The 24,933-nt window shown below is 69.3% G+C and carries 27 protein-coding genes and 1 tRNA gene; 20 read left to right on the forward strand and 8 right to left on the reverse strand.

Translation table 11 applies throughout. From position 1 onward, the window contains the following. Nucleotides 1–2: 2 nt before the first annotated feature. From A5757_RS19405 to A5757_RS19415, 3 genes are read right to left on the reverse strand one after another with little or no spacing between them, the layout of a single operon-like run. Entirely contained in the window at nucleotides 3–1,448 is a 1,446-nt protein-coding gene (locus tag A5757_RS19405; RefSeq protein WP_066837327.1) for a neutral zinc metallopeptidase, read from the reverse strand. 40 nt (nucleotides 1,449–1,488) lie between these two features. Next, nucleotides 1,489–3,459, reverse strand: coding sequence for an ATP-dependent DNA helicase (locus tag A5757_RS19410; RefSeq protein ID WP_066837336.1), 1,971 nt, complete (start codon nucleotides 3,457–3,459; stop codon nucleotides 1,489–1,491). Then, entirely contained in the window at nucleotides 3,449–4,729 is a 1,281-nt protein-coding gene (locus A5757_RS19415; RefSeq protein WP_231984063.1) for a nicotinate phosphoribosyltransferase, read from the reverse strand. Before A5757_RS19415 ends, A5757_RS19410 begins: the two co-directional genes overlap by 11 nt. An 83-nt stretch (nucleotides 4,730–4,812) precedes the next feature. Between A5757_RS19415 and clpS the strand changes: the two genes are divergently transcribed. The 10 genes from clpS (at nucleotide 4,813) to rph (ending at nucleotide 11,629) form a co-directional block, all read left to right on the forward strand. Further along, nucleotides 4,813–5,115 carry an ATP-dependent Clp protease adapter ClpS gene (gene clpS / locus A5757_RS19420; protein ID WP_066837343.1) on the forward strand — a complete coding sequence of 101 codons (303 nt, stop codon included), beginning with the start codon at nucleotides 4,813–4,815 and terminating at the stop codon, nucleotides 5,113–5,115. Nucleotides 5,116–5,130: 15 nt separating this feature from the next. Continuing rightward, nucleotides 5,131–5,718: a DUF2017 domain-containing protein gene (locus A5757_RS19425; RefSeq protein WP_066837346.1), complete on the forward strand. Its 588-nt coding sequence runs from the start codon at nucleotides 5,131–5,133 to the stop codon at nucleotides 5,716–5,718. Then, the gene (locus tag A5757_RS19430; protein WP_066837348.1) at nucleotides 5,715–6,734 is read left to right on the forward strand and encodes a P1 family peptidase; all 1,020 of its coding nucleotides are present in this window, start codon (nucleotides 5,715–5,717) and stop codon (nucleotides 6,732–6,734) included. Before A5757_RS19425 ends, A5757_RS19430 begins: the two co-directional genes overlap by 4 nt. 28 nt (nucleotides 6,735–6,762) lie before the next feature. Beyond that, nucleotides 6,763–7,176, forward strand: coding sequence for a Mov34/MPN/PAD-1 family protein (locus tag A5757_RS19435; RefSeq protein WP_066837350.1), 414 nt, complete (start codon nucleotides 6,763–6,765; stop codon nucleotides 7,174–7,176). Between the two features lie 16 nt (nucleotides 7,177–7,192). Then, nucleotides 7,193–7,474, forward strand: a complete 282-nt coding sequence (locus A5757_RS19440) for a MoaD/ThiS family protein (protein ID WP_066837352.1) — start codon at nucleotides 7,193–7,195, stop codon at nucleotides 7,472–7,474. Nucleotides 7,475–7,484: 10 nt separating this feature from the next. Beyond that, a complete protein-coding gene (locus A5757_RS19445) occupies nucleotides 7,485–8,468 on the forward strand; it encodes a cysteine synthase (protein ID WP_066837355.1) in 984 nt (327 codons plus the stop codon). After that, nucleotides 8,459–9,154, forward strand: coding sequence for a rhomboid family intramembrane serine protease (locus A5757_RS19450; protein ID WP_066837358.1), 696 nt, complete (start codon nucleotides 8,459–8,461; stop codon nucleotides 9,152–9,154). Before A5757_RS19445 ends, A5757_RS19450 begins: the two co-directional genes overlap by 10 nt. Before the next feature lie 14 nt (nucleotides 9,155–9,168). Then, nucleotides 9,169–9,993: a glutamate racemase gene (gene murI / locus A5757_RS19455; RefSeq protein WP_197497398.1), complete on the forward strand. Its 825-nt coding sequence runs from the start codon at nucleotides 9,169–9,171 to the stop codon at nucleotides 9,991–9,993. A 73-nt stretch (nucleotides 9,994–10,066) separates the two neighbouring features. Further along, on the forward strand, nucleotides 10,067–10,837 hold the full coding sequence (locus tag A5757_RS19460; protein WP_066837365.1) for a cyclic nucleotide-degrading phosphodiesterase: 771 nt from the start codon (nucleotides 10,067–10,069) through the stop codon (nucleotides 10,835–10,837). A gap of 9 nt (nucleotides 10,838–10,846) precedes the next feature. After that, on the forward strand, nucleotides 10,847–11,629 hold the full coding sequence (gene rph / locus A5757_RS19465; RefSeq protein ID WP_066837368.1) for a ribonuclease PH: 783 nt from the start codon (nucleotides 10,847–10,849) through the stop codon (nucleotides 11,627–11,629). Nucleotides 11,630–11,635: 6 nt separating this feature from the next. On the opposite strand, the gene A5757_RS19470 is transcribed toward rph, so the two are convergent. After that, complete coding sequence (locus A5757_RS19470; protein WP_066837371.1) at nucleotides 11,636–12,856, reverse strand: cytochrome P450; 1,221 nt, start codon at nucleotides 12,854–12,856, stop codon at nucleotides 11,636–11,638. A gap of 190 nt (nucleotides 12,857–13,046) precedes the next feature. Here A5757_RS19470 and A5757_RS19475 point away from each other — a divergent pair, with 190 nt between their 5' ends. Genes A5757_RS19475 through A5757_RS19485 form a run of 3 tightly spaced genes read left to right on the forward strand, consistent with a single transcriptional unit; the run spans nucleotide 13,047 to nucleotide 15,718 of the window. Beyond that, nucleotides 13,047–13,601, forward strand: a complete 555-nt coding sequence (locus tag A5757_RS19475) for a TetR/AcrR family transcriptional regulator (RefSeq protein WP_066837374.1) — start codon at nucleotides 13,047–13,049, stop codon at nucleotides 13,599–13,601. A gap of 17 nt (nucleotides 13,602–13,618) precedes the next feature. Beyond that, nucleotides 13,619–14,218 carry an RdgB/HAM1 family non-canonical purine NTP pyrophosphatase gene (gene rdgB / locus A5757_RS19480; protein WP_066837377.1) on the forward strand — a complete coding sequence of 200 codons (600 nt, stop codon included), beginning with the start codon at nucleotides 13,619–13,621 and terminating at the stop codon, nucleotides 14,216–14,218. A 27-nt stretch (nucleotides 14,219–14,245) separates the two neighbouring features. Beyond that, on the forward strand, nucleotides 14,246–15,718 hold the full coding sequence (locus A5757_RS19485) for an MFS transporter (protein WP_066837386.1): 1,473 nt from the start codon (nucleotides 14,246–14,248) through the stop codon (nucleotides 15,716–15,718). Here the strand turns inward: A5757_RS19485 and A5757_RS19490 are convergent. Both A5757_RS19490 and A5757_RS19495 read right to left on the reverse strand, forming a co-directional pair. Then, nucleotides 15,696–16,043: a DUF3817 domain-containing protein gene (locus tag A5757_RS19490; RefSeq protein ID WP_066837387.1), complete on the reverse strand. Its 348-nt coding sequence runs from the start codon at nucleotides 16,041–16,043 to the stop codon at nucleotides 15,696–15,698. The genes A5757_RS19485 and A5757_RS19490 overlap by 23 nt on opposite strands. Continuing rightward, nucleotides 16,040–16,444, reverse strand: a complete 405-nt coding sequence (locus A5757_RS19495) for a hypothetical protein (RefSeq protein WP_066837389.1) — start codon at nucleotides 16,442–16,444, stop codon at nucleotides 16,040–16,042. Before A5757_RS19495 ends, A5757_RS19490 begins: the two co-directional genes overlap by 4 nt. Nucleotides 16,445–16,513: 69 nt before the next feature. Between A5757_RS19495 and A5757_RS19500 the strand changes: the two genes are divergently transcribed. The 7 genes from A5757_RS19500 to A5757_RS19530 all read left to right on the forward strand — a co-directional run bounded on the left by A5757_RS19500 (nucleotide 16,514) and on the right by A5757_RS19530 (nucleotide 22,227). Then, nucleotides 16,514–16,597: transfer RNA gene (locus A5757_RS19500), tRNA-Leu, on the forward strand. 1 nt (nucleotide 16,598) lies between these two features. Beyond that, complete coding sequence (locus A5757_RS19505; protein WP_066837391.1) at nucleotides 16,599–17,024, forward strand: DoxX family membrane protein; 426 nt, start codon at nucleotides 16,599–16,601, stop codon at nucleotides 17,022–17,024. Nucleotides 17,025–17,031: 7 nt separating this feature from the next. Then, nucleotides 17,032–17,514: a DUF309 domain-containing protein gene (locus A5757_RS19510; RefSeq protein WP_066837393.1), complete on the forward strand. Its 483-nt coding sequence runs from the start codon at nucleotides 17,032–17,034 to the stop codon at nucleotides 17,512–17,514. A 55-nt stretch (nucleotides 17,515–17,569) separates the two neighbouring features. Further along, entirely contained in the window at nucleotides 17,570–18,880 is a 1,311-nt protein-coding gene (locus A5757_RS19515) for an MFS transporter (protein WP_066837395.1), read from the forward strand. A gap of 4 nt (nucleotides 18,881–18,884) precedes the next feature. Further along, a complete protein-coding gene (locus A5757_RS19520; RefSeq protein WP_066837398.1) occupies nucleotides 18,885–19,874 on the forward strand; it encodes a LacI family DNA-binding transcriptional regulator in 990 nt (329 codons plus the stop codon). A gap of 80 nt (nucleotides 19,875–19,954) precedes the next feature. Next, on the forward strand, nucleotides 19,955–21,157 hold the full coding sequence (locus A5757_RS19525; protein ID WP_066837402.1) for a cytochrome P450: 1,203 nt from the start codon (nucleotides 19,955–19,957) through the stop codon (nucleotides 21,155–21,157). Beyond that, entirely contained in the window at nucleotides 21,154–22,227 is a 1,074-nt protein-coding gene (locus A5757_RS19530; RefSeq protein WP_066837405.1) for a phosphotransferase, read from the forward strand. Before A5757_RS19525 ends, A5757_RS19530 begins: the two co-directional genes overlap by 4 nt. Here the strand turns inward: A5757_RS19530 and A5757_RS19535 are convergent. Together A5757_RS19535 and A5757_RS19540 are read right to left on the reverse strand one after the other, a co-directional pair. Beyond that, nucleotides 22,217–23,518 (reverse strand): MFS transporter, encoded by a 1,302-nt coding sequence (locus A5757_RS19535; RefSeq protein WP_066837408.1) that lies wholly within the window; start codon nucleotides 23,516–23,518, stop codon nucleotides 22,217–22,219. The genes A5757_RS19530 and A5757_RS19535 overlap by 11 nt on opposite strands. Nucleotides 23,519–23,559: 41 nt before the next feature. Further along, entirely contained in the window at nucleotides 23,560–24,870 is a 1,311-nt protein-coding gene (locus A5757_RS19540; RefSeq protein ID WP_066837411.1) for an MFS transporter, read from the reverse strand. Between the last annotated feature and the right edge of the window lie 63 nt (nucleotides 24,871–24,933).

Genomic DNA, 24,933 nt, shown 5'->3' on the forward strand with positions numbered 1-24,933 from the left:
GGTCAGGGGAACCGGGTCAGGCAGCGCTGCTGATCGCCGAGAACGCCGACGCGGAACGCGTCGATGCGCGAGAAGCCCGACGGCACCGACTCGCCGTTGACGTTGCCGGCCGCCAGCCCGTTGGTCAGGATTCCCGAGACGGCCTCGTCGAGGTCCCCCGCGGTGAGCGCGATGGTGGCACCGCCCGGGGTCGTGATGTCCTGCGAGAGTTCGGTGGTGGCCACGCCGGTCAGACACGCGGTGCGCAACGCCGCCTCGGCCGAGTCGAGGACCAGACCCTTCTCGTGCTGGACCGCCTGCAGGTACCGCGACATCAGCACCGAGTAGGCGGTGTTGTCGCCGGCGGCCAGGCCTTCGGATCCGTCGTCGGGTTGGGCTCCCATCGCCTCGAGTTCGGCGAGGTCGACGACGACGGCGTTGGTGGCGGGGCAGTAGGAGACCGGCGGACTGGGCCGCGCGTCGGGGCAGTTCTTCGCCGCGTCGGCGTCGAAGACGAGCTCCGGGGGTTTCGCCGGCGCGAAGACGACATTCATCGCGTCGACGATCGAGCGCACCGACTCCTCGGTGACAGGCAGTTCGCCGGTGTGGTCGTCGGGCAGCAGCACCGGCAGATCCCCGCGGCGCTGACCGATCTCGCGCAGATCGATCGCCGCGCACGACGCGGCGCCGTCGGTGAAGCCGAACTGGAAGGCCGACACCCGCTCGAACGCCGAACCGTGTTCGTCGACTCCCGCCATCGCGTCACCCTCGTTGAACAGCGGATCGCGGAACGCGATCACGGCCGCGAGCACACCGTTGAGACCATCGCCGGTGTTGAGGGAGAAGCGCGGCGATTCGCCTTCGGCCACCCAGCGCATGTAGGCGCCGGCGAAGCAGTCCGCCTGCTGCTCGGTGACCAGCACCGGGGCGTCCGGGACGTTGAACTGGGCCTGGTGCTGGACGGCATGCCCGTACTCGTGGGCGAGCACCATCGCCACGCCCATGTCCCCGTTGGCCGAACGCAGCGAAGGCAGCAGCGCACCGCGGTCCCACCCGATCGTGTTGTCGAGTTCGCAGAAGCCGGCGTTGACCATGTCGTAGGTGTCGCTGTCACAGAAGTAGCCGTCGAATCCGCCGGAGTCCCAGGAGATCAAACCGTCGACGGGGACGAACGCGTTGTCGAACACCTCGGGGTAGGTCATGGCCCAGAAGTCCTCGATGTCACTGATCGCCGAGGCGGCCAGCCGGTCCATCTCGCCGCCGTCGGTGTTGTCCACCTCCCGGGACGGTGCCGCGGCGTCGGGGCGCAGCCCGGTCGGGCCGTCGGTGGCGACCATGCCGGCCACCCGGAAGGGATCGTCGAACACCGAGACGGGCCTGCCCTGCAGCGTCGTGGTGCAGCCTGCGGTCGACACGGCGCACAGCGCCAGCGCGGTGGTGACCGTGCCGAGCAGCCGTCGTCGGCCCATGTGCGTCCCCTCCCCGTTTTCGTTTCAGAGGATAGTGACGTCAGGCGCCGTGGCGGAGCCGTTCGAGAGCGGCCAGTACGCGTGTGGTGTCGGTGGTGGCCCAGAACGGCGGCAGCGACGCCCGCAGGTAGCCGCCGTAGCGGGCGGTGGCCATCCGCGAGTCGAGGACGGCCACGACGCCGCGGTCGTCGGTGCGGCGCAGCAACCGGCCCGCGCCCTGGGCGAGCAGCAGCGCGGCGTGCGAGGCCGCGACCGCCATGAACCCGTTGCCGCCGTGCGCGGTCACCGCCCGCTGACGCGCGGTCAGCAGCGGATCGTCGGGACGGGGGAACGGGATCCGGTCGATCAGCACCAGCGACAGCGACGGTCCGGGGACGTCGACGCCCTGCCACAGCGACAGGGTGCCGAACAGCGAACACTCGGGGTCGTCGGCGAACCGCTGCACCAGCAGCGACGTGGCGTCCTCGCCCTGACACAGCACCGGGGTGTCGAGCCGCTCGCGCATCACCTCGGCCGTCGCCCTGGCGGCGCGCATCGACGAGAAGAGACCGAGGGTGCGCCCGCCCGCGGCGGTGATCAGCGCCTCGATCTCCTTGAGCTGTTCGGCCGAGCCGGTGCCGTCGCGGCCCGGCGGCGGCAGATGCGCGGCGACGTAGAGGATTCCCGCCTTGGCGTGCTCGAACGGCGATCCCACGTCCAGGCCCTGCCATCGGGTTTCGGTGAGCCCCCACGCACGGGCCATCGCATCGAACGATCCGCCGACGGTCAGCGTCGCGGAGGTCAGTACCGTCGTCGCGTGATCGAACAGCCGGGTGCGCAGCAGACCGGCGACCGAAAGCGGCGCCACGCGCAACACCGCCCGCGTCGTACCGCGCATGTCCTCGTGGTCGAGCCACACCACATCGGTGCGGTCGGGGATGGCGGGGACGAACGAGTCGACGACGCGTGACGCCGTGGCGCTGATGTCGCCGAGCGCGGTGACGGCCTCGGCGCGCGCGGCGGCCGCGGCGGGATCGGTCGGGCGGGTGTCGATCGTCGCGCGGGCGCGGTCGGCGGCGTCACGCAGTGCGGTCAGATAGGTGGCGAGTTCGTCGTCGAGGCGGTCGATCCGGCCCGGTGTGGCGTCGTGCAGCGCCGACATCAGCGTCGCGGAGATCGCCTCGAAGCGTTCGGCGAGTTCGGGATCCACCAGCCGGGCGGCCCGCCGTTGCGCGACACCCAGTGCGGCGGAGGACAGTTCGGCAGTTGCCACCGAGGTCACCCGGTCGGCGAGCTCGTGTGCCTCGTCGACGACGACGAGGGTGTGTTCGGGCAGGACCGCGGCATCGGAGATCGCGTCGATGGCCAGTAGTGCATGGTTGGTCACGACCACATCGGCAGCGCCGGCGCGCCCGCGCGCCTTCTCCGAGAAGCAGTCCGTGCCGAACGGACAGCGGGCCACCCCGATGCACTCGCGGGCCGACACGCTGACCTGGCTCCACGACCGGTCGGCCACCCCGGGTTTCAGTTCGTCACGGTCCCCGGTCTCGGTGTCCGACGACCAGGCGGTCAGCCGTTTGACGTCCCGGCCCAGTGCGGTGGCCGCGACCGCGTCGAACAGTTCCTCCTGCGGGCGGTCGGCCGGTTCGTCCGCGGCGCTGCCGTTGTGGATCTTGTTCAGGCACAGGTAGTTTCCGCGGCCTTTGAGCAGCGCGAAGCGCGGCCGCCTCGGCAGCACCGCGGTCAGGGCGTCGGCGAGGCGGGGCAGGTCGCGGTCGACGAGCTGGCGTTGCAGGGCGATGGTCGCCGTCGAGATCACCACCGGCTCCTCCGCGGCCAGCGCATGGGCGATGGACGGCACCAGATAGGCCAGCGACTTGCCGGTGCCCGTACCCGCCTGGACGGCCAGATGCTCACCGGCGTCGAACGCGTGGGCCACCGCCTCGGCCATCCGCACCTGGCCGGGCCGCTCGGCGCCGCCGACCGCCGCGACGGCGGCGGCGAGCAGGTCGGCGACGGCGTTACCGGTCATACGTGCGCGGCGCGGCCATGCGCGTCGGGATCGCGGGTTCGCCGCGCGACAGTGCCAGCCCGTCCCACGGCAGGCTTTTCAGCCCTGCGGCCACCCGCTCGCGGCCCGCGGCCAGATCGGGTGTGCCGACGGGTTCGCCGGCCCGGACGAATTCGGTGGTCAGCTGACGCGACGACAGCGCGGCCGAGAGCGAGGCAAGGTCGGCGGGCGGTTCGCCTGCGAAGTACGCGACCTCCTCGACCACGGTGCCCGACGCCCGCGCCAACCGCATCGCCGCCTTGCGACCGCCGTGGGATTGCTTGTGAGTGCTGCGCTTCTCCACCGGGATCCCGTCGACTTCGACGAGTTTGTAGACCATGCCGGCCGTCGGCGCCCCCGAACCGGTCACCAGCGAGGTGCCCACCCCGTAGATGTCGACCGGTTCGGCGCGCAGCGCGGCGATCGCGAATTCGTCGAGGTCGCCGGAGACGACGATGCGGGTATCGGTGGCGCCGAGGCCGTCGAGTTGCTCGCGCACCTGCCGCGCCAGCACACCCAGGTCGCCGGAGTCGATCCGCACCGCCCCCAGTTGCGGACCGGCCACCTCGACGGCGTTGGCCACGCCCGCGGTGATGTCGTAGGTGTCGACGAGCAGCGTGGTGTCCACGCCGAGCGCGTCGACCTGTGCGCGGAAGGCGGCCCGTTCGTCGGGTCCGTTCGAGGTGGTGTGCAGCAGGGTGAACGCGTGCGCGCTCGTCCCGAGCGCCGGCACGCCGTAGCGGCGCTGCGCCTCCAGATTCGACGTCCCGGCGAAACCGGCCAGATACGCCGCCCGCGCCGCCGCGACTGCGGCGTACTCATGGGTGCGGCGCGACCCCATCTCGATGATCGGCCGGCCCTCGGCGGCCGAGACCATCCGCGCGGCGGCCGAGGCGATGGCGCTGTCGTGGTTGAAGATGGACAGCGCCAGCGTCTCGAGGACCACGCATTCGGCGAACGTGCCGTGCACCGACAGCACCGGTGACCCGGGGAAGTAGAGCTCACCCTCGGCGTAGCCGTCGATGTCCCCCCGGAACCGGTAATCCCGCAGATAGCGGAGGGTGACCGGGTCCAGGAAGTCCTCGAGGGAGCGCAACGCGTCGTCGTCGAAGACGAATTCCTCAACCACCTCGAGAAACCGCGCGGTGCCCGCGACGACGCCGTACCGCCTGCCCTCGGGCAACCGCCGGGCGAACACCTCGAACGAGGCACGCCGCTGCGCGGTGCCGTCGCGCAACGCGGCTGCCAGCATTGTGAGTTCGTACTTGTCGGTCAGCAGCGCGGCCGTCACAGGTGTCACCGTAGCCGTTGCGGGCGCCCCGGTATCCTGGCGACATGGTTACGCCGGCGAAGGCCCGCCCGGAAACCCACGAGGACCGTGACGTGGAGACGGGGGAGGCCACCGACACCCCCTGGGTGACCATCGTCTGGGACGATCCGGTGAATCTGATGACCTACGTGACCTACGTGTTCCAGAAGCTCTTCGGTTACAGCGAGCCGCACGCCACCAAACTGATGATGCAGGTCCACAACGAGGGCAAGGCCGTGGTCTCGGCAGGTAGTCGCGAGTCCATGGAAGTCGACGTCACCAAGCTGCACGCTGCCGGTCTGTGGGCGACCATGCAGCAGGACCGCTGACCGGCGGGCCACGGAGTGCGGAAATGGAAGCGGGTGGAGACCTCCCGGGGCGTGCGGCTCCGGTCTGCCGTCGAAGCCCATGAGGCGGCGCTGCTGCGCAACCTGGTGACGTCGCTGTCCACCATGCTCGACGAGCGTGAGTCATCCGCTCCCGCAGACGAACTCGAAGAGATCACCGGAATGCGCACCGGGCACTCCAGCCCCCCGCAGGACGCGACGATGAAACGACTGCTGCCCGACTTCTACCGCGCGCCGACCGACCATCCGGCGGGCTCCGGAACCGCCGAGAGCCTCAACAGCGCGCTGCGCAGCCTGCATGAACCGGGGATCATCGAAGCCAAACGCGAGGCTGCGCAACGGGTCCTGGCCACCGTGCCGGCCGGCGGCGGGAAGATCGAGTTGACCGAGGACGACGCCCACGCGTGGGCGGCCGCCATCAACGACGTGCGGCTGGCGCTCGGTGCGATGCTCGACATCGGACCGCACGGCCCGGACCGGTTGCCGCCGGAGCATCCGATGGCCCACCACCTCGACGTGTACCAGTGGCTGACGGTGCTGCAGGAGTACCTGGTGGTGGGCCTGATGGGCGGGCGAAACCCATGAGCTCGATCACCGACGTCGGCGGTATCCGCGTCGGCCAGCACCACCGCCTCGAGCCGGACGCCACCCTGGGTACGGGGTGGGCCAGCGGCACCACCGTGGTGCTGACCCCGCCCGGCACCGTCGGCGCGGTCGACGGCCGCGGTGGCGCGCCCGGCACCCGCGAGACCGATCTGCTCGAGCCGAGCAACTCGGTGCGCCACGTCGACGCGGTGGTGCTCACCGGCGGCAGCGCCTTCGGGCTGGCCGCCGCGGACGGGGTGATGACCTGGCTCGAGGAGCAGGGCCGCGGGGTGGCGCTCGACGGCGGCGTCGTGCCCATCGTCCCGTCGGCGGTGATCTTCGACCTTCCGGTGGGCGCGTGGTCGTGTCGGCCGACCGCCGAATTCGGTTACGCCGCAGCGCAATCCGCTGGTACCGAGGTGGCTGTGGGCGCTGTGGGCGCAGGAGCCGGCGCCCGCGCAGGCGTGCTCAAGGGTGGGGTCGGCACAGCGTCGACGGTGCTCGACTCCGGGGTCACCGTCGGGGCGCTGGTGGTGGTCAACTCCGCAGGCGAGGCCTTCGACACCACGACCGGGCTGCCGTGGATGGCCGAACACATCGGTGAGTTCGGCCTGGCGGCGCCCCCCGCCGACCAGGTGGCGGCCTACGCCGATCGGCACGCCGAGTTCGGTCCGCTGAACACCACCATCGCGGTGGTGGCGACCGACGCGGTGCTGTCGAAGGCGGCGTGCCGCCGGGTGGCGGTCGCCGCGCACGACGGGCTGGCCCGTACGCTGCGGCCCTGTCACACCCCGCTTGACGGCGACACGGTGTTCGCCCTCGCCACCGGTGCGATCGAGGTGCCACCGGACCCGGAGACACCGGCGTCGATGTCACCCGACGTGCCGTTGGTCACCGCGATCGGTGCCGCCGCGGCGGATTGCCTGGCGCGCGCGGTCCTCGTCGGCGTACTGGCGGCCGAGGGTGTGGCAGGAATACCCACGTACCGGGACCTGTTGCCCGGAGCGTTCAGGTGAGACGTCTGCGAATCGATAGGGGAGTGCTGTGCTGGTGATCCGTGCCGATCTGGTCGATGCCATGGTCGCGCACGCCCGTGCCGACCACCCGGATGAGGCGTGCGGGATCCTCGCCGGTCCGGAGGGCTTCGACCGGCCCGAACGCCACATCGCGATGGTCAACGCCGAACGGTCGCCGACGTTCTACCGATTCGACTCGATGGAGCAGTTGCGCGTGCACCGCGAGCTGGAGGCGGCGGGCGAGGTGCCCGTCGTCATCTACCACTCGCACACCGGTACCGAGGCCTATCCCAGCCGGACCGACGTCTCGATCGCCCAGGAACCCGACGCCCACTACGTCCTGATCTCCACCCGAGACCCCGACGACCACGAACTGCGCAGCTACCGCATCGTCGACGGGGTCGTCACCGAAGAGCCCGTCAGCATCGTCGAGCAGTACTGAGTAAAGGAACCACCGCATGTCCGTCACCGTCGAGATCCCGACCATCCTGCGCACCCACACCGGGGGTGAGAAGCGCGTCAGCGCGTCCGGCGCGACGCTCGCCGATGTCATCAAGGACCTGGAGAGCAACTACTCCGGCATCTCCGAGCGACTCGTCGACCCTGACAAGCCGGGCAAGCTGCACCGCTTCGTCAACATCTACGTCAACGACGAGGACGTGCGGTTTTCCGGCGGGATGGAGACCGCGATCTCCGACGGCGATTCGGTGACGATCCTGCCCGCAGTCGCGGGCGGATGAGCGGGGCCGGATGACCAGGCACGATTCGCTGTTGCAGGCGCTCGGCAACACCCCGCTCGTCGGGCTGCCGAGGCTGTCCCCACGCTGGGACCCGGTCGTCGACGGCGAGCGCACGTTTCCGCACGTGCGGCTGTGGGCCAAGCTCGAGGACCGCAATCCGACGGGTTCGATCAAGGACCGGCCCGCGCTGCGGATGATCGAACAGGCCGAACGCGACGGTCTGCTCCAGCCCGGCGCCACCATCCTGGAACCGACGTCGGGCAACACCGGCATCTCCCTGGCGATGGCCGCCAAGCTCAAGGGCTACCGGATGATCTGCGTGATGCCCGAGAACACCTCGGTCGAACGCACCCAGGTGCTGGCGCTCTACGGCGCCGAGATCATCTTCAGCCCCGCCGAGGGCGGCTCCAACACCGCGGTGGCCAAGGCCAAAGAACTGGCCGCCGAACACCCCGAGTGGGTGATGCTCTACCAGTACGGCAACCCGGCGAACGCCGACGCCCACTACTACGGCACCGGCCCCGAACTGCTCGCCGACCTGCCGGAGATCACCCACTTCGTCGCCGGCCTGGGCACCACCGGCACCCTCATGGGCACCGGACGGTTCCTGCGCGAACAGGTGCCGGACATCCAGATCGTGGCGGCCGAACCGCGCTACGGCGAAGGTGTCTACGCGCTGCGCAACATCGACGAGGGTTTCATCCCGGAGCTCTACGACCCCGAGATCCTCACGACCCGCTATTCGGTGGGGTCGTTCGACGCGATCCGGCGCACCCGCGAGATCGTCGAGCAGGAGGGCATCTTCGCCGGCATCTCGACCGGGGCGATCCTGCACGCGGCGCTGGGCATGGCAGCCAAAGCCGTGAAGGCAGGTGAGCGGGCCGACATCGCGTTCGTGGTCTGCGACGCCGGATGGAAGTACCTTTCGACCGGCGCTTACGCCGGTAGCCTGGACGACGCGGAGGACGCGTTGGAAGGGCAGCTATGGGCATGACCGGTCCGGGCGGATACCCGGCCGACTTCTCCGGCCGGTCCACGCCGCGCAAGGACCGGCCGGCCTGGGTGGTCGGCGGCGCCACGATCGTCAGTTTCGTGGTCCTGCTCTACGTCATCGAGCTGTTCGACTCACTGACCGGGCACCGCCTCGACGAGAACGGCATCCGCCCCCTGGAGACCGACGGGCTGTGGGGGATCATCTTCTCCCCGCTGCTCCATGCCGATTGGCAGCACCTGATCGCCAACACCGGCCCGGCGCTGGTGCTCGGATTCCTGATGACGCTGGCCGGGATGGCGCGCTTCATCTACGCCACCGCGATCGTGTGGATTCTCGGCGGACTGGGCACCTGGCTGATCGGCAACATCGGTGCGCCCACCTACCGCGGCATCCCGGTCGAGACCAACCACATCGGCGCCTCCGGACTGATCTTCGGGTGGCTGACGTTCCTGCTGGTGTTCGGTTTCTTCACCCGCAGGGTGTGGGAGATCGTCGTCGGGGTGGTCGTGCTGTTCGTCTACGGCGGAATCCTGCTCGGCGTGCTGCCGGGCACCCTCGGGGTGTCGTGGCAGGCCCATCTGTGCGGCGCGGTCGCCGGGGTGGTGGCCGCCTACCTGCTGTCGAGCCCGGAGCGAAAATCCCGGGAGCTGCGCCGGGCTCCCACGACACCACGTCTCCCGCGGTGAGCCTCGCGGTCGATCTGAATTCGGCGCCGGTCGGTATCTTCGATTCCGGGGTCGGCGGTCTGACCGTGGCACGCGCCATCATCGATCAGTTGCCCGACGAGAACATCGTCTACGTCGGCGACACCGGCAACGGCCCCTACGGACCGCTGTCGATCGCGCAGATCCGCGCCCACGCCCTGGCGATCGGCGACGACCTCGTGCAGCGCGGGGTTAAGGCACTGGTCATCGCGTGCAACTCGGCGTCGTCGGCCTGTCTGCGCGATGCGCGCGAACGCTACGCCCCGGTGCCGGTCGTCGAGGTGATCCTGCCCGCGGTCCGGCGTGCCGTCGCGACCACCCGGACCGGGCGTATCGGGGTCATCGGGACGGCCGCCACGATCGCCTCCGGCGCCTACCAGGATGCGTTCGCCGCGGTTCCCGACGTCGAGGTGCTGGGAGTGGCCTGCCCCCGGTTCGTCGACTTCGTCGAGCGTGGCGTCACCAGCGGGCGGCAGGTGCTCGGCCTGGCCGAGGGGTATCTGGAGCCCTTGCAACGCGCGGAGGTCGACACGCTGGTGCTCGGCTGCACGCACTATCCGATGCTGTCGGGCCTGATCCAGCTGGCGATGGGCGATCACGTGACGCTGGTGTCCAGCGCGGAGGAGACGGCCAAGGATCTGCTGCGCGTGCTGACCGAGCGCGACCTGCTGCGTCCGCACCCCGAGGAGCCCGGCGCCGCCGGACCGACCCGGCTGTTCGAGTCCACCGGGGACCCCGACGCGTTCACCGCGCTGGCCGCACGGTTCCTCGGCCCGAGTCTGGACGGCGTGCAGCGGGTGCGGCGTCACATCGACGCGTGACGTGACGATCCGGTGATCAGCGGCGACAAACCGGCGATGTTTTCGTCACCGGGTCTCTGGGCATGGCAAGCTAATGGGCGTGCGAATCACCGTTCTGGGGTGCTCCGGCAGCGTCGTCGGACCTGATTCGCCCGCGTCCGGATACCTCGTGACGGCACCGGGCACACCTCCGCTGGTGCTGGATTTCGGGGGCGGCGTGCTCGGCGCGCTACAGCGCCACGCCGATCCCAACGAGATCCACGTGCTGCTGTCGCATCTGCATGCCGACCACTGTCTGGATCTGCCCGGGCTGTTCGTGTGGCGGCGCTACCACCCGTCGCCGGCCACCGAGCGCGGCGTCGTCTACGGTCCGGCCAACACATGGGCCCGGCTCGGCGCCGCATCGTCCCCCGAGGGCGGCGAGATCGACGACTTCTCCGACATCTTCGAGGTGCGGCAGTGGTCGGACAACCATCCGGTGCAGATCGGCGAGCTGACGGTGCTGCCGCGGCTGGTGTGTCATCCGACGGAGTCCTACGGGATGCGGATCACCGATCCCTCCGGTGCGACGTTCGTCTACAGCGGTGACACCGGCGTCTGCGATTCGGTCGTCGAACTCGCCCGTGGCGCCGACGTGTTCCTGTGCGAGGCGTCGTGGACGCACTCGCCGGATCGGCCGCCCAACCTGCACCTGTCGGGCACCGAGGCCGGGCAGTTGGCCGCCCGCGCCGGCGTCGGTGAACTGCTGTTGACCCACATCCCGCCGTGGACCTCGCGGGAGGACGTCATCAGCGAGGCCAAGGCCGAGTTCGACGGCCCCGTGCATGCGGTTGTGCGCAACGAGTCGTTCGACGTCACCCGCTAGGGTTGGCGCGTGTCCAGACGAGAAGACGGCCGCCTCGACGACGAGCTCCGGCCGGTACGGATCACCCGCGGATTCACCTCTCACCCGGCCGGATCGGTCCTCGTGGAGTTCGGTCAGACCAGGGTGATGTGCACCGCCAGCGTCACCGAAGGGGTGCCACGCTGGCGTAAGGGTTCGGGGCTGGGTTGGCTGACCGCCGAGTACGCGATGCTGCCTGCGGCTACTCATGACCGCTCGGACCGCGAATCGGTGAAGGGCCGGGTCGGCGGGCGCACCCAGGAGATCAGCCGGCTGATCGGGCGGTCGCTGCGTGCCTGCATCGACTTGAACGCCTTGGGCGAGAACACGATCGCCATCGACTGTGACGTCCTGCAGGCCGACGGCGGCACCCGCACGGCGGCGATCACGGGAGCCTACGTCGCCCTGGCCGATGCGGTGACCTTCCTCGCCGCGGCCGAGAAGCTGTCCGATCCGCGGCCGCTGTCCTGCGCGATCGCCGCGGTCAGCGTCGGCGTCGTCGACGGCCGGGTGCGCGTCGATCTGCCCTACTCGGAGGATTCGCGCGCCGAGGTCGACATGAACGTCGTCGTCACCGACACCGGCACGCTGGTGGAGATCCAGGGCACCGGCGAGGGGGCGACGTTCCCCCGCTCGACGCTCGACAAACTGCTCGACCTCGCGATGGCGTCCAGCGAGCAGCTGTTCGCCGTCCAGCGCGAGGCGCTCGAGGCGCCGTATCCCGGTGTCTTGCCCGAGCCGAAATCACCGCCGAAGAAGGCGTTCGGCAGCTGATCGCAGCTAGCTCAGCGCCAGTTCGAGGCGGTCGAGCCGGCGTACCAGCAGGCTGGGCAGCCAGCGGCCGGCACTGGTGGCTGTGACGTCCGTGGTGCGCTCCAGCAGATGTTCGAACACCAGCCGGGCCTCCAGACGCGCCAGCGCCGCTCCGACACAGAAGTGCACACCCCGGCCGAAGGCGAGGTGGCCCTTGGCTCCCTGGCGGTCGAGCCGGAACTCGTCGGGCTCCTCGAAGTGCGTCGGATCCCGATTGGCCGCGCCCCACAGCAGGAGCAACCGCGCACCGGCGGGCAGGTCCACCCCGGCGAGCGTGGTGTCGGCGACCACATGCCGGTAGTGGCCCCGGAACGGCGGCTCGAACCGCAGGGTCTCCTCGAGGAACGCACCGAGCAGCTGCGGATCGTCTCGCACTGCCTGCTGCACGTCGGGCCGGCTCGTCAGAATCCAGGCCGCGGAGCCGATGAGTGACGCGGTCGACTCACCACCGGCGCTGAACAGCGTGATCATCATCGTGAGCGCGGCGGTGTCGTCGAGCGAACCGTCGGCGCACGCGGTCGCCAGATCACCGAGCAGGTTGTCCGGCGAATCGGCCGCTGCCTGCTGGAACTGCTCCATGATGTACCCGGCCAGTTCCATCACCGCCACCCCGGCCGCTTCCAGCTGCTCGGGGGTGACCAGGCCCTCGACGACCTGCGTGGCGGCGTAACCCCACCGGATGAGCCGGTCGACGTCCGTGTCGGGTACGCCGATGATTCGCGCGACGATCCGCATCGGCAGTCGGTTCGCCATCGCCCCCATCCACTCGACGTCACCCCCGTCGGCAGCTGCCCGGAACATCTCGGTCACTGTGTCGGTGATGATCGGTTCGAACGCCCGGATGCGTCGTGCGGCCAGCTGCGGCAGGATCGCCTTACGGTGAACGGCGTGCACCGGGTCGTCGGCGGTGGCCAAAGCCTGCGTGGGCCCGCCCAATTCACCGATGGGAAATGCCTGAACGGGACCGCCGGGCTGATACGTCATCGTCGCGGTCAGGTTCGAGGAGAAGGCGTCGCAGCGATCGACTGCCGCATTGACCGCGTCCCAGCCGCATACGGCGTAGAAACCGGAATCGCCGATGCGGTGCACCGCGCCCTGCCGGTGCATCTCCGCGTAGAGCGGATACGGGTCCTGCAGATGCCGGTCGTCGAAGAGTGCGAGGCCGAGTGCGCCGTCCGCGGGTGTCATCGCACCACGGTGACGGGAGGGCGACGGCGGCGTCAACGGTTGGCGACGAAGCCGAAACCGACGGTGGGTGCTTCGAGGTGTGATCGTCTCACCGCACCCCGCTGAACTCGGTAGATGCCGAGAAAACGGCCGGGATCCGTCTCAATGTTGAGAGGATGGGGCAACACTGACGCAGAGGAATCACATAGCGATGACCCGCCCCGACTGGGTGGCCGGCGGCGATCGCCGGCAGATCGCGGCCGAGCGCATCCACCGCGCCGCGACGGAACTCGTCCTGGCCGACGGATTCGACGGGCTCGACATCGAGACGCTGGCCAGACGGCTGCACTGTTCGCGGGCCACGGTCTATTGGTACGCCGGAGGCAAGGCGCAGATCCGCGACGCCGTTCTGATGAATCTGGCCGGGGGTGTCGTCGCCGACGTGCGCGACGCCGTCGACGGACTCTCCGGACCGGAGCGGGTGATCACCGCCATCGAAGTGGCGCTCGATCGCATCAGGTCCGATCCGATGAGCCGGTTGATGCACAGCGCGGCGACTGCGCCGGGTCTGGGCGACCTGCACTCCTCACCGGTGCTGGCCCGACTCGCGGCCGACCTGACCGGCATCACCGACGACGATCCCCAGGCCGCGCAGTGGGTCGTTCGCGTCGTGGTCTCGCTGGCCTTCTGGCCGACCGGTGACAGACGCACCGAGGAGATGCTGTTACGGCGGTTCGTCGCGCCGGCATTCTCGTCGCGATCGTGATGGGTCAGAATTTACCCATGACCCGACTGCTCGTGGCATCGCGCAACCGCAAGAAGCTGGCCGAACTCCAGCGTGTGCTCGACGCAGCGGGCATCTCCGGTCTGACGCTGCTCTCGCTCGACGACGTCGCGCCCTTCGACGAGGCGCCGGAGACCGGGGCGACGTTCGAGGAGAACGCGTTGGCCAAGGCCCGGGACGCCTATCGCGCCACGGGGATGGCGTCGCTCGCCGACGATTCGGGTATCGAGGTGGACGCGCTGAACGGGATGCCCGGGGTCCTGTCGGCCCGGTGGGCGGGCGAACACGGCCGCGACGAAGCGAACACCGCGCTGCTGCTCGCGCAATTGCGCGACGTCCCGGACGGGCGCCGCGGCGGCGGCTTCGTCTCGGCCTGCGCGCTCGTGAATGACCGGGGCGAGGCGGTCGTGCGCGGCGTGTGGCGGGGATCGATCGTTCGCGCGGCCCGCGGCGACGGCGGCTTCGGCTACGACCCGGTGTTCCTGCCGGACGGTTCCGACCGCACCGCCGCAGAGCTGACGCCGGAGGAGAAGGACGCCGCGTCACACCGCGGGCGCGCGCTGGCGCAACTCGTCCCGGCGTTGCGCGCGCTCGCCTGACCGGCGGAGTTTTAGATAGCTAACCTAATGGGTAGCATCCCCGTCGTGAATCGGCAGGCGACTTCCCACCCGAGCGTGCTCGTCGCCGTCCTGTGCGCGGCAGGCATCAGCGTGTCGCTGATGCAGACACTGATCATCCCGCTCATCCCGGCGCTGCCGACGCTGCTGCAGACCAGTTCGGACAACGCGTCGTGGGCGATCACCGCGACTCTGCTCACCGCTGCGGTGGCCACTCCGCTGTTCGGCCGGCTCGGTGACATCTACGGGCCGCGGCCGATCCTCATGCTGTGCGCGGCGCTGCTGACCGTCGGTTCGGTGCTCGCCGCGGTCACCACCTCGCTCATCCCGGTGATCATCGGGCGCGGGCTGCAGGGGTTCGGGATGCCGATCATCCCCCTGGGCATCAGCGTGCTGCGGGCCGCGGTGTCGCCGCAGAAGGTCGGCCCGGCAATGGGTCTGATGAGCGCCTCGCTCGGGGTCGGGGGAGCGCTGGGCCTGCCGCTGTCGGCGATCATCGCCGAGCGCTACAGCTGGCATGTGCTGTTCTGGTTCGCCGCGGCACTCGGCGTCGGCGCGCTTCTCGCGTTCGCGCTGCTCATCCCCGCGGTCGGCACACGCAGCAGTGAACGGGTGGACGTGCTCGGTGCGGTCGGTCTGGCCGGTGGCCTGGTGACCCTGCTGCTCGGGATCTCCAAGGGTCAGACGTGGGGCTGGACGAGCGTCACGACGCTCGCCATGTTCATCGCCTCACCGCTGATCTTCGCGCTGTTCGGCTGGTGGCAGCTGCGAACGCCGTCGCCGATCGTCGACCTGCGGACCACGGTTCGCCGCCCGGTGCTGACGACCAATCTGGCCTCGGTCGGCGTCGGGTTCGGTCTGTTCGCCCTTTCGCTGGTGGCGCCGCAGATCCTGGAGATGCCGCCGGAGACCGGCTACGGCCTCGGACAGTCGGTGCTGCACACCGGGCTCTGGATGGCGCCCGGCGGTCTGGCGATGATGGTGTGCGCACCGATCGCGGCGCGCGTCGCCGCGCGGTACGGACCCCGGGCCACGCTCGTCGCGGGATGTGCGGTCATCGCTGCGTCCTACGTCTCCGGGCTGTGGCTGCTGGACAGCCCGTTCGAGGTGCTCCTGCTGAACGTCTCGATCAGCGTCGGGGTGGGGTTCGCGTTCGCCTCGCTGCCCGCTCTGATCAACGCGGCGGTTCCGGTCACCGAGACGGCGGCGGCCAACGGCATCAACGCCCTGTCGCGCTCGCTGGGCACGTCGATCTCCAGCGCGGTGATGGGTGCGGTCCTGGCGGGAATGACCACGACACTGGCCGGCCGCGCCGTCCCCTCACTCGAGGGGCTGCACACCGCGCTGATCATCGCCGCGTGTGCGGCCGCCCTGGCCGGTCTGCTCGCGCTCGCGATCCCGAAACCCACGGCGCCCGCATCTGTTCCGGTGCCGGACGGCCTCCGCGCCGTGGCCGGGGTCAGATCCCGAACCGCTCCTTGAACTCCCGGCTCTGCCGCTGCTCCACGATGATGCCGAGCAGCGGCACGGTGCCGGCGAGCAGGATGCCGATGGTCTTGCCGATCGGCCAGCGCACCTTGACCGCGAGGTTCGCCGTCACCAGCAGGTAGGCGAAGTAGACCCAGCCGTGAATCGGGGCGACGATCCATAGGAACGGCCAGTCGACCTTGACGATGTACTTCAACACCATCTCGGCACACAGCACGATGAGCCAGATACCGGTGGCCCAGGCGAGCACCCGGTAGTTGCGGACCGCTTTGCGAACGGTCTCTATCGACACGCCCGCGGGCGTCGGCGATGCGGTCATGAGGGGGTTCTGCCTTCGTTGTCGGCGTCGGATCGGTCAGCTTCGGCCAGATCGGCCAGGTAGGCGTTGTACTCCCGCAGTGCGGGATCGTCGTCGTTGAAGTCGGTGGCGCCGGCGCGGGTCGCGACGGGCCGTTCGGGTAGCAGGCCCGCCGGCAGTTCGGTGACCGCATCGGTGCGGTGCACCTCGGGCGGCGATTCCTCGTAGCGGACGAACTTGAAGTAGGCGTAGAAGCAGAAGACCGCGAAGGCCGGCCACTGCATGGCGTATCCGAGGTTCTGGAAGCTGCCCGAAGTCGACTCCCAGCGCGACCACTGCCACCAGGCCAGCGCGAGGCAGCCGGCCGCGGCGACGACGACCAGCGAGATGAGCGCCGGTCTCCTACGCCGTGTAGTGGACATACCCCCACGGTACCGTCCGGCCTGCGGCGCGGCGGTGACGCCTGCGCGGGCGGTAAGGTGAGCACGCCTGCGGGCGTGGTGGAATTGGCAGACACCCGGGCTTTAGGTGCCCGTGCTCGAAAGAGCGTGAGGGTTCGAGTCCCTCCGCCCGCACTTGATCAGAGCCGTCTTCCGCATCCTGCTCGGCGTCGTCCTGGTGTACGCGGGTGTGTCCCACCTGAGTTTCGCGCGCGCCGAGTTCCAGGCGCAGGTGCCGCCGTGGCTGCCGCTCGACCCCGATTTCGTGGTCCTCGCCTCCGGTGTGGTCGAGGTCGGGCTGGGCGCGGCGCTTGTCCTGTTGCCCCGGTGGCGCGTCCCGCTCGGATGGCTCACCGCGGCCTTCTTCGTCGTGATCTTTCCCGGCAACATCTCCCAGTTCGTCACGCACACCGACGCATTCGGGCTGGACTCCGACCGCGACCGGGCCGTCCGACTGCTGTTCCAGCCGCTGCTGGTGGTGTGGGCACTGTGGTCGTCGGGGGCGTGGGCGGCGTGGCGGCGGCGCCGGGCTGCGGCGCCCGGCGCGCACGACCGCGCATGATGGGGTGATGGCAGAACGCGATCGCGACGACGCCGGCCGGCCTCTCAACAGCCGACCGCGCGACGAGCTCGGCCGCCCTTTGCCGCCCGGCAGCCCCGGCGTGGAGCGGATCCCCGACGATCTGCACCTGCCGCCGGCCGAATCCCTGACGTATGCCCAGGATCTCGTCGACCGCGGCAGGGCATTCCATGCCCATGAGGTGCTCGAAGCCGCGTGGAAGGACGGACCCGACGACGAGAAGCTGATGTGGCAGGGCCTCGCCCAACTGATGGTCGGCATCACCCACATCCAGCGCGGCAACGTCCGGGGTGCCCGGACGCTGCTGGTACGCGGCTCCGAACGGCTCGCCCCGTTCCGGGGCTCGGCCCCGCACGGTGTCGACGTCGCAGGCCTGATCGGCCACGCGGCGCAGCTCATCTCCGACCTCGACGCCGGGGTGGACATCGCCGCGGGCCGGCTACGTCCGCAACTGGTCGCCACCAACTCGTAAGCACCCCGCTCAATGCCTGCTTATGCGGGTAAGTGCGGTGTACCGTCTCACCGTCATGGAGGAGAACACGGCAACGGACGCGGCGGTGCGCAAGGCCATCACCGGCGCCTCCATCGGTAACGCGGTCGAGTGGTTCGACTTCGCCATCTACGGGTTCCTCGCGACGTTCATCGCGGCGAACTTCTTTCCGGCCGGCGACGACACCGCCGCGCTGCTCAACACCTTCGCGATCTTCGCCGCGGCGTTCCTGGTCCGTCCGCTCGGCGGGTTCGTCTTCGGGCCACTCGGCGACCGCATCGGACGGCAGCGGGTGCTCGCCGTGGTGATCCTGCTGATGTCGGCCGCCACCCTGGGCATCGGGCTGTTGCCGACCTACGCCAGCATCGGGGTCGCGGCACCGCTGTTGCTGTTGCTCCTGCGGTGTCTGCAGGGGTTCTCCGCGGGTGGCGAATACGGCGGCGGCGCAGTGTATCTCGCCGAATACGCGCGAGACTCCCGGCGCGGACTGACCGTCACGTTCATCGCGTGGTCCGGTGTGTTGGGGTTCCTGCTCGGATCGGTGACGGTCACGTTGTTGCAGGCGCTGCTGCCCGCCGAGGCGATGGAGAGTTACGGCTGGCGCATCCCGTTCCTGATCGCCGCCCCGCTCGGCCTGGTCGGCCTCTACATCCGGTTACGCCTCGACGACACCCCGCAGTTCGAGGCGCTCAGCGAGGCCGACCGGGTTGCCGCCTCACCGCTACGCGAGGCCGCCACGACCGCATGGCGGCCCATCCTGCAGGTGATCGGTCTGTTCATCGTGTTCAACGTGGGCTACTACGTGGTGTTCACATTCCTGCCGACGTACTTCATCAAGACCCTCGAGTTCAGCAAGACCGCCTCGTTCGTGTCCATCACCCTGGCCAGCCTCGTCGCGCTCGTGCTCATCCTTCCGTTCGCGGCGCTGTCGGACCGGGTGGGCAGGCGCCCTCTTCTCATCGGGGGTGCCGTCGCGTTCGTCGTGCTGGCCTATCCGCTGTTCGTGATACTCAACTCCGGTTCGGTGGTCGCCGCCGTCGTGGCGCACTGCATCCTCGCGGCGATCGAGTCGGTGTACGTGTCGACGGCCGTCACCGCGGGCGTGGAACTGTTCGCCACGCGGGTCCGCTACAGCGGATTCTCGATCGGATACAACATCTCCGTCGCGGCGTTCGGCGGCACGACGCCGTATGTGGTGACCTGGCTGACGGCGGGCACCGGCAACAACCTCGCGCCCGCGTTCTATCTCATCGTGGCGGCCGTCGTCTCACTGCTCACGCTGGTCACCCTGCGCGAGAACGCCGGCCGGCCGCTGGCCGCTGTCGGTACCGCCGACGTGCGACGATGATGCGGTGAGCACGAGGGGAGCGGCCCGACCGACCAAGGCCGACGTGGCGCGCCTGGCCGGTGTGTCCACGGCGACGGTGAGCTACGTGCTCAACAACGTCTCCTCGCAACGCATTTCGTCGCGCACCCGCGACGCGGTCCACCACGCCGCGAAATCGCTGGGCTACCGCCCGAACCTCGCCGCGCGCAACCTCGCCCGGGGCCGCAGCGGCGTGGTGCTCTACATCGTCCCCCGCCTGTCGCTCGGGGAGCTGCTCATGGAGGTCGGCAGCCGGTTGACGACGGCGCTGGCCCGGCACGGCATCGTGCTGTCACTGCAGTTCGAGACCGAGGACGGCCAGAACGTCGTCGACGCCATCAACGATCTCAACCCGATTGCGGTGACCAGCGTCTTCCCGCTCACCGGGTCGGCATTGGTCGCCGCCGAGGCGGCGGCCGTCCCGCAGATCCACATAGGTAGCGCCCAACTGCGTGCGCTGGGCGAACTCCACCTGTCGATCGGGGAGTTGCGCATCGAGCACCTCGTCTCCCGGGGTCACCGGCGAATCGCGTTCGCGTACTCCGACATCGCACCGCTGCGGGCGCTGGGTGACTACTGGCTGGCGGGCCTGCGCGCTGCCTCGGGCCGCCGGGGCCTGCCCGAGATGTCGGTGGGCACGCTGCGCACCGACGGGACCGACGCCGCGACCACGGTGGCGGACTGGGTCGCGGACGGGGTGACCGCGGTCTGCGCCCAGAGCGACGAGACCGCATTCGTCGCTCTGCACGGCGTGCGCGAGGCGGGTCTGCGCTGTCCGGAGGATCTGGCCGTGATGGGTGTCGACGCCCGCCCGCTCGGTGCGGTCAGCGGGCCCCCGCTGACCTCGGTCGCCTTCGATGCCGAGGTGATCGTCGACGTCTCGGTCGCGGCGATGATGGCCGAACTCGGCTATCCCGCCGACTCCGAGCCGAGCGGCCACGACGTCGCGCGGCTGGTCCGGCGCGCCACCACCTGAGGATTACAAAACATCTCGCTATTGTCACTCGCGGCGTGCACTTACGCGTGTAAGGTCCACGCCGAAAGAGAGGTGACAGCGTGACCGTGAGTGCCAACTCCGACGTCTACTTCGATCCCTACGATGTCGAACTCAATGCCGATCCCTACCCGATGTTCAAGCGCCTGCGCGAGGAGGTGCCGCTCTACTACAACGCCGAGTACGACTTCTACGCCGTCAGCCGCTATGCCGACGTGTGTGAGGCGCTGGTCGACCACGAGACGTACAGTTCCGCGCGCGGCGCGATCGTCGAACTGATCAAGGCCAATATCGAGATGCCACCGGGCACCGTCATTTTTGAGGACCCGCCGATCCACGACATCCATCGCAAACTGCTCGCGCGGATGTTCACCCCGCGCAAGGTCAACGCCCTGGAGCCGAAGATCCGCGAGTTCTGCGCGCAGAGCCTCGATCCGCTGGTCGGCTCCGACGGCTTCGACTTCATCACCGATTTCGGCGCGCAGATGCCGATGAAGGTGATCAGCTCGCTGCTGGGCATCCCCGAGGACGACCAGGAGATGATCCGCGACCACGCCAACGCCCAATTGCGCACCGAGGCGGGTAAACCGATGTCGGCTGCCGAAGAGGGCATGCTGGCCGGCGACATCTTCGAGGCCTACATCGACTGGCGTAAAGACAATCCGTCCGACGACATCATGACCGAGTTGCTCAACGTCGAGTTCGTCGACGAGACCGGAACGCTGCGAAATCTGCGGCGCGAAGAACTGCTCGTCTACCTCAACGTGGTGGCGGGGGCGGGCAACGAGACGACGACCCGGTTGATCGGTTGGGCGGCAAAGGTTCTCGCCGAGCATCCCGATCAGCGTCACGAGCTGGTCGAGAACCCGTCGCTGATCCCGCTGGCGGTGGAGGAGCTGCTGCGCTTCGAGCCGCCCGCCCCGCACGTCGCGCGCTACGTCACCCGCGACGTCGAGGTCCACGGCCAGACGGTGCCCGAGGGCAGCGTGATGATGATGCTCATCGGGGCGGCCGTGCGCGACCACCGCCAGTTCCCGCCCGACGGCGACGTTTTCGACATCCACCGCGAACCGCGTCAGCACCTCGCCTTCAGCGTCGGCACGCACTACTGCCTGGGTTCGGCGCTGGCCCGCCTCGAGGGCCGCATCGCGCTGGAGGAGATGCTCAAGCGCTTCCCCGAATGGGACATCGATCTCGCCAACGCCAAGCTGTCGCCGACATCGACGGTGCGCGGCTGGGATTCGATGCCGGCCGTGCTGCGATGAGCACCGCAGAGCTCACCGTTCCGAAGGACTGGGTCGAGATCAGCCCGCAGTGGATGACCGCCGCGCTGGCCGGCCACCACCCGGACGCCACGGTCGACAGCGTGACCGTCGAACTGCGCGACGACGGGACCAACCGGCGCGCCCGACTGCGGCTGACGTACTCCGCGGGCGAGGGGCCGGCGACGGTGTTCGTCAAGGCCGTCGACCCGGGCCACCGCGATCTGGTCCGCCTGACCAGCGGGCTGTACCACGAACCGCGGCTGTTCAACTCGGCTGTCGAACTGCCCCTGGAACATCCGACCGTCTACACCGCGCTCGTCGACGAGGCCGCCGAGGACTTCATCCTGGTGATGGAGGATCTGACGGCCCGCGACGCCGATCCGCGGGACGCCACCCGGCCGCTGACCGTCGAACAAGCCGCCACCGGCGTCCGCGGTCTGGCCAGGATGCACGGCCGGTTCTGGGGGCGACGGGTCACCGACGAGCCGACCCTGCAGTGGCTGGAACCGTTCGTACCGTGGGAGGGGATGGGCGCCGCCCCGCTCGAGGAGGCGCTCAACCGGCTCGGCGACGACGCACCGGATGCGGTGATGGCGCTGACCATCGGTGAACTGATCGAGGACATCTGGAAGCCGTACATCCGGACGCTGACCACGTCACCGCAGACGCTGCTGCACGGAGACCCCCACATCGGCAACACGTATCTGCTGCCGTCGGGTGAGGTCGGATTCCTGGACTGGCAGGTCGCCCGCCGCGGCAACTGGTCCCTGGACCTGGGCTACTTCCTGCAGGGTGCGCTGACCATCCCGGATCGCCGTGCGGCCGAACGGGAGCTGCTCGAGGAGTACCGCGATGCCCTGGGCCTGCCCGCGGACGAGCTGCCGTCCCTCGACGAGCTCTGGCTGCGCTACCGGGCGTCGGTGGCTCACGGTCTGACGCTGTGGCTGTGCACCGCCAGCGCGGGAGAGCTGTGGCAGCGTCCGGACATCGCCATCGCACTGGCGCAACGGTATTCGGCGGCCTACGCCGATTTGCACACCGGCGAGGCGATCGCCGACATCAGCGGCTGACGGCGGCCCGCCTGCCGGGTCGCCACGGACCCGGCAGCAGGCTGACCGACACCGCCGACACGACGGAGACGCCGATCAGGTAGGCCGCGATCGCGTCGCTGGTCCGCGTCGCGGAGTACAGGGCGGTGGCGATGGTGGGGGCGAAGGCGGAGCCGACGACCTGAGACATGGTGTAGCCCAGCGACACCCCGCTGTAGCGGACGTCGGGATCGAACACCAGGCTGAACAGCGATCCGGTCACCCCTGCCGCCGGCGCCATCGCCAAGCCGAAGACGAGGACCAGTGCGACGAGGAACAGGGTCGGATCGCCGGTGTTGATCAACGCGAACACCGGGAACACCGATGCGCCCATCGCGATGACACCGGCCAGAAACACCGGTTTGCGGCCGACGGTGTCGGACAGCGCGCCGAAGAGGGGATAGGTCACCACGGCGACGACCGCGGCCACGCACACCCCGAAAAGCGCCTGGGTGCGGTCGATTCCAGCCACCGACGTCGCGTACGACACCAGGTAGGCCACGCAGATGTAGGCGAAAACGCCCTGGGAGAGATAGGAACCCGCCACGAGCAGTATCTGTCGCCAGTGCCTGCGGAACGCCTCGGCGAGCGGAAGCCGTACTGTTGCGGCTCGTTCCCGCACCGCGGCGAAGTCCGGGCTCTCGGCGATGGACAGCCGGATCATCAGGCCGATGACGATCAGCACCGCAGAGGCCAGGAACGGGATGCGCCACCCCCAGGACAGGAAGGCATCGTCGGGCAGCCGGGATACCGCGTAGAAGGCCAGGGTCGCAATTGCGGTACCTGCCGGCGCGCCCATCTGGGGGAACGCTCCGTAGAGGCCCTTGCGCGCCGGTGCGGCGTGTTCGACGGCCATCAGGGTGGCGCCGCCCCATTCCCCGCCGACGGCGAAGCCCTGTGCCAACCGCAACAGCGTCAACAGAATCGGTGCGGCGATCCCGATCTGCCCGTAGGTCGGCAACGCGCCCATGAGCACCGTGGCCACGCCCATCACCAGCAGCGAATAGACCAGCATCCGTTTGCGCCCGATGCGATCGCCGTAGTGGCCGAACACCATTCCGCCCAGGGGCCGGGCGAAGAACCCGACCCCGAAGGTGGCGAACGACAGCAGCAGGCCCATCGCCGGTGAGACGTCGGGGAAGAACAGCTTCGGGAACACCAGTGCCGCGGCGGTTCCGTAGATCAGGAAGTCGTAGTACTCGACGGTGGTGCCGATGAAACTCGCGAGCGCGACGCGACGCGGTGAGGTGCGCACGACGTCGGTCGCTGCCATGGCGCGACATTATCGGCTCAGTCGGTCGGCGGCAAGGACTTTCAGACCCGCATGCGCAGGGGACGACGGGCGGTCTCCCGCATGGTCAGGATCGTCGCCAGCGAGATCACGGCCGCGATGATGAGGTAGTAGGCGGGCGCCAATTCATTTCCGGTCCGATCGGTCAGCCACGTCGCGATGTACGGCGCGGTGCCGCCGAACAGCGCCACCGAGGTGTTGTAGCCGATGGAGTACCCGCTGGATCGCACCTTGGTGGCGAACAGTTCGGCGCCTGCAGCGAGCGAGGCCGAGACGAACAGCGCCTCGAGAGCCGCCAGCCCGGCATGTCCGGCGACCGCGGCCGCGAACGAACCCGAGGTGATCAACAGGAAGAGTGGATAGGCGAACAGCGCGAAACCCGCACCGCCCGCGATGAGTACGGGTTTGCGCCCGATCCGGTCGGACAACGCGCCGAGCGGCAGGATGAGCACCAACCCGACCAGGCTCGCGACGGTGATCGAGATGAAGGCGTCGGTCTTCGAAAAGCCGAGTGTCTCGGTGAAGTAGCTCGGCAGGAATGTGTACACGGTGTAGAAGCCGACGTTGTGGACGACCACCAGTCCGATGATCTGGAGGATGGGTTTCCACGACGTCCGGAACGCCTCTCGCAGCGGGGACGTCGAGACCTCACCGGAGTCGCGCAGTTCCTCGAACTCCGGGGTGTCGCCCAGCTTCAGGCGGATGTACAGGCCGACGGCGCCCAGCAGACCGGCGAGCAGGAACGGGATCCGCCAGCCGTAGGAGTCCATCGCGGACTCGCTCAGCGCCGCCTCGAGACCGGTCACGGTGAGCGAACCGAGCAGGAAGCCCACGACCACCGACCACACCAGGAACGACACGACGAATCCGCGATGCCGGTCGGAGGCGAACTCGGCGAGATAGCACGCGCCGCTGCCGTATTCGCCGCCTGCCGAAAATCCCTGTAGGCAGCGCAGGAGGAGCAGGAGCAGCGGCGCGAAGACGCCGATCGTCTCGTAGCTCGGTACCAGGCCGATCCCCAGCGTCGACGCCGACATCAGCAGGATGACCAGCGCGAGTACCTTCTGGCGGCCGATGCGGTCTCCGAGTGGGCCGAAGAACAGGCCGCCGAGGGGCCGCATGAAGAAGGCCGCGGCGAAGATGGCGAAGGTGTTCAGCAGGTTGGCGGTGTCGTCACCGGCGGGAAAGAACTTGTCGGCGATGTAGGAGGCGAGAAAGCCGTAGATGGCGAAGTCGAACCATTCGACCGCATTGCCCACCGAGGCGCCGCGGACGGCGCGGCGCACTTCGGCGGGATCGGCGTCGCGGTGCTTGCGGTCGTCGGCGATGGTCATGGCAGCTCCCCGGTGGTGTGGAGGCTGTCATTCCCGGTCGGGCCGGGAAACTAACTTCCCGAC

It is taken from the genome of Mycobacterium sp. 852013-51886_SCH5428379, from assembly GCF_001665575.1.
In the GTDB taxonomy this organism is placed as follows: domain Bacteria; phylum Actinomycetota; class Actinomycetes; order Mycobacteriales; family Mycobacteriaceae; genus Mycobacterium.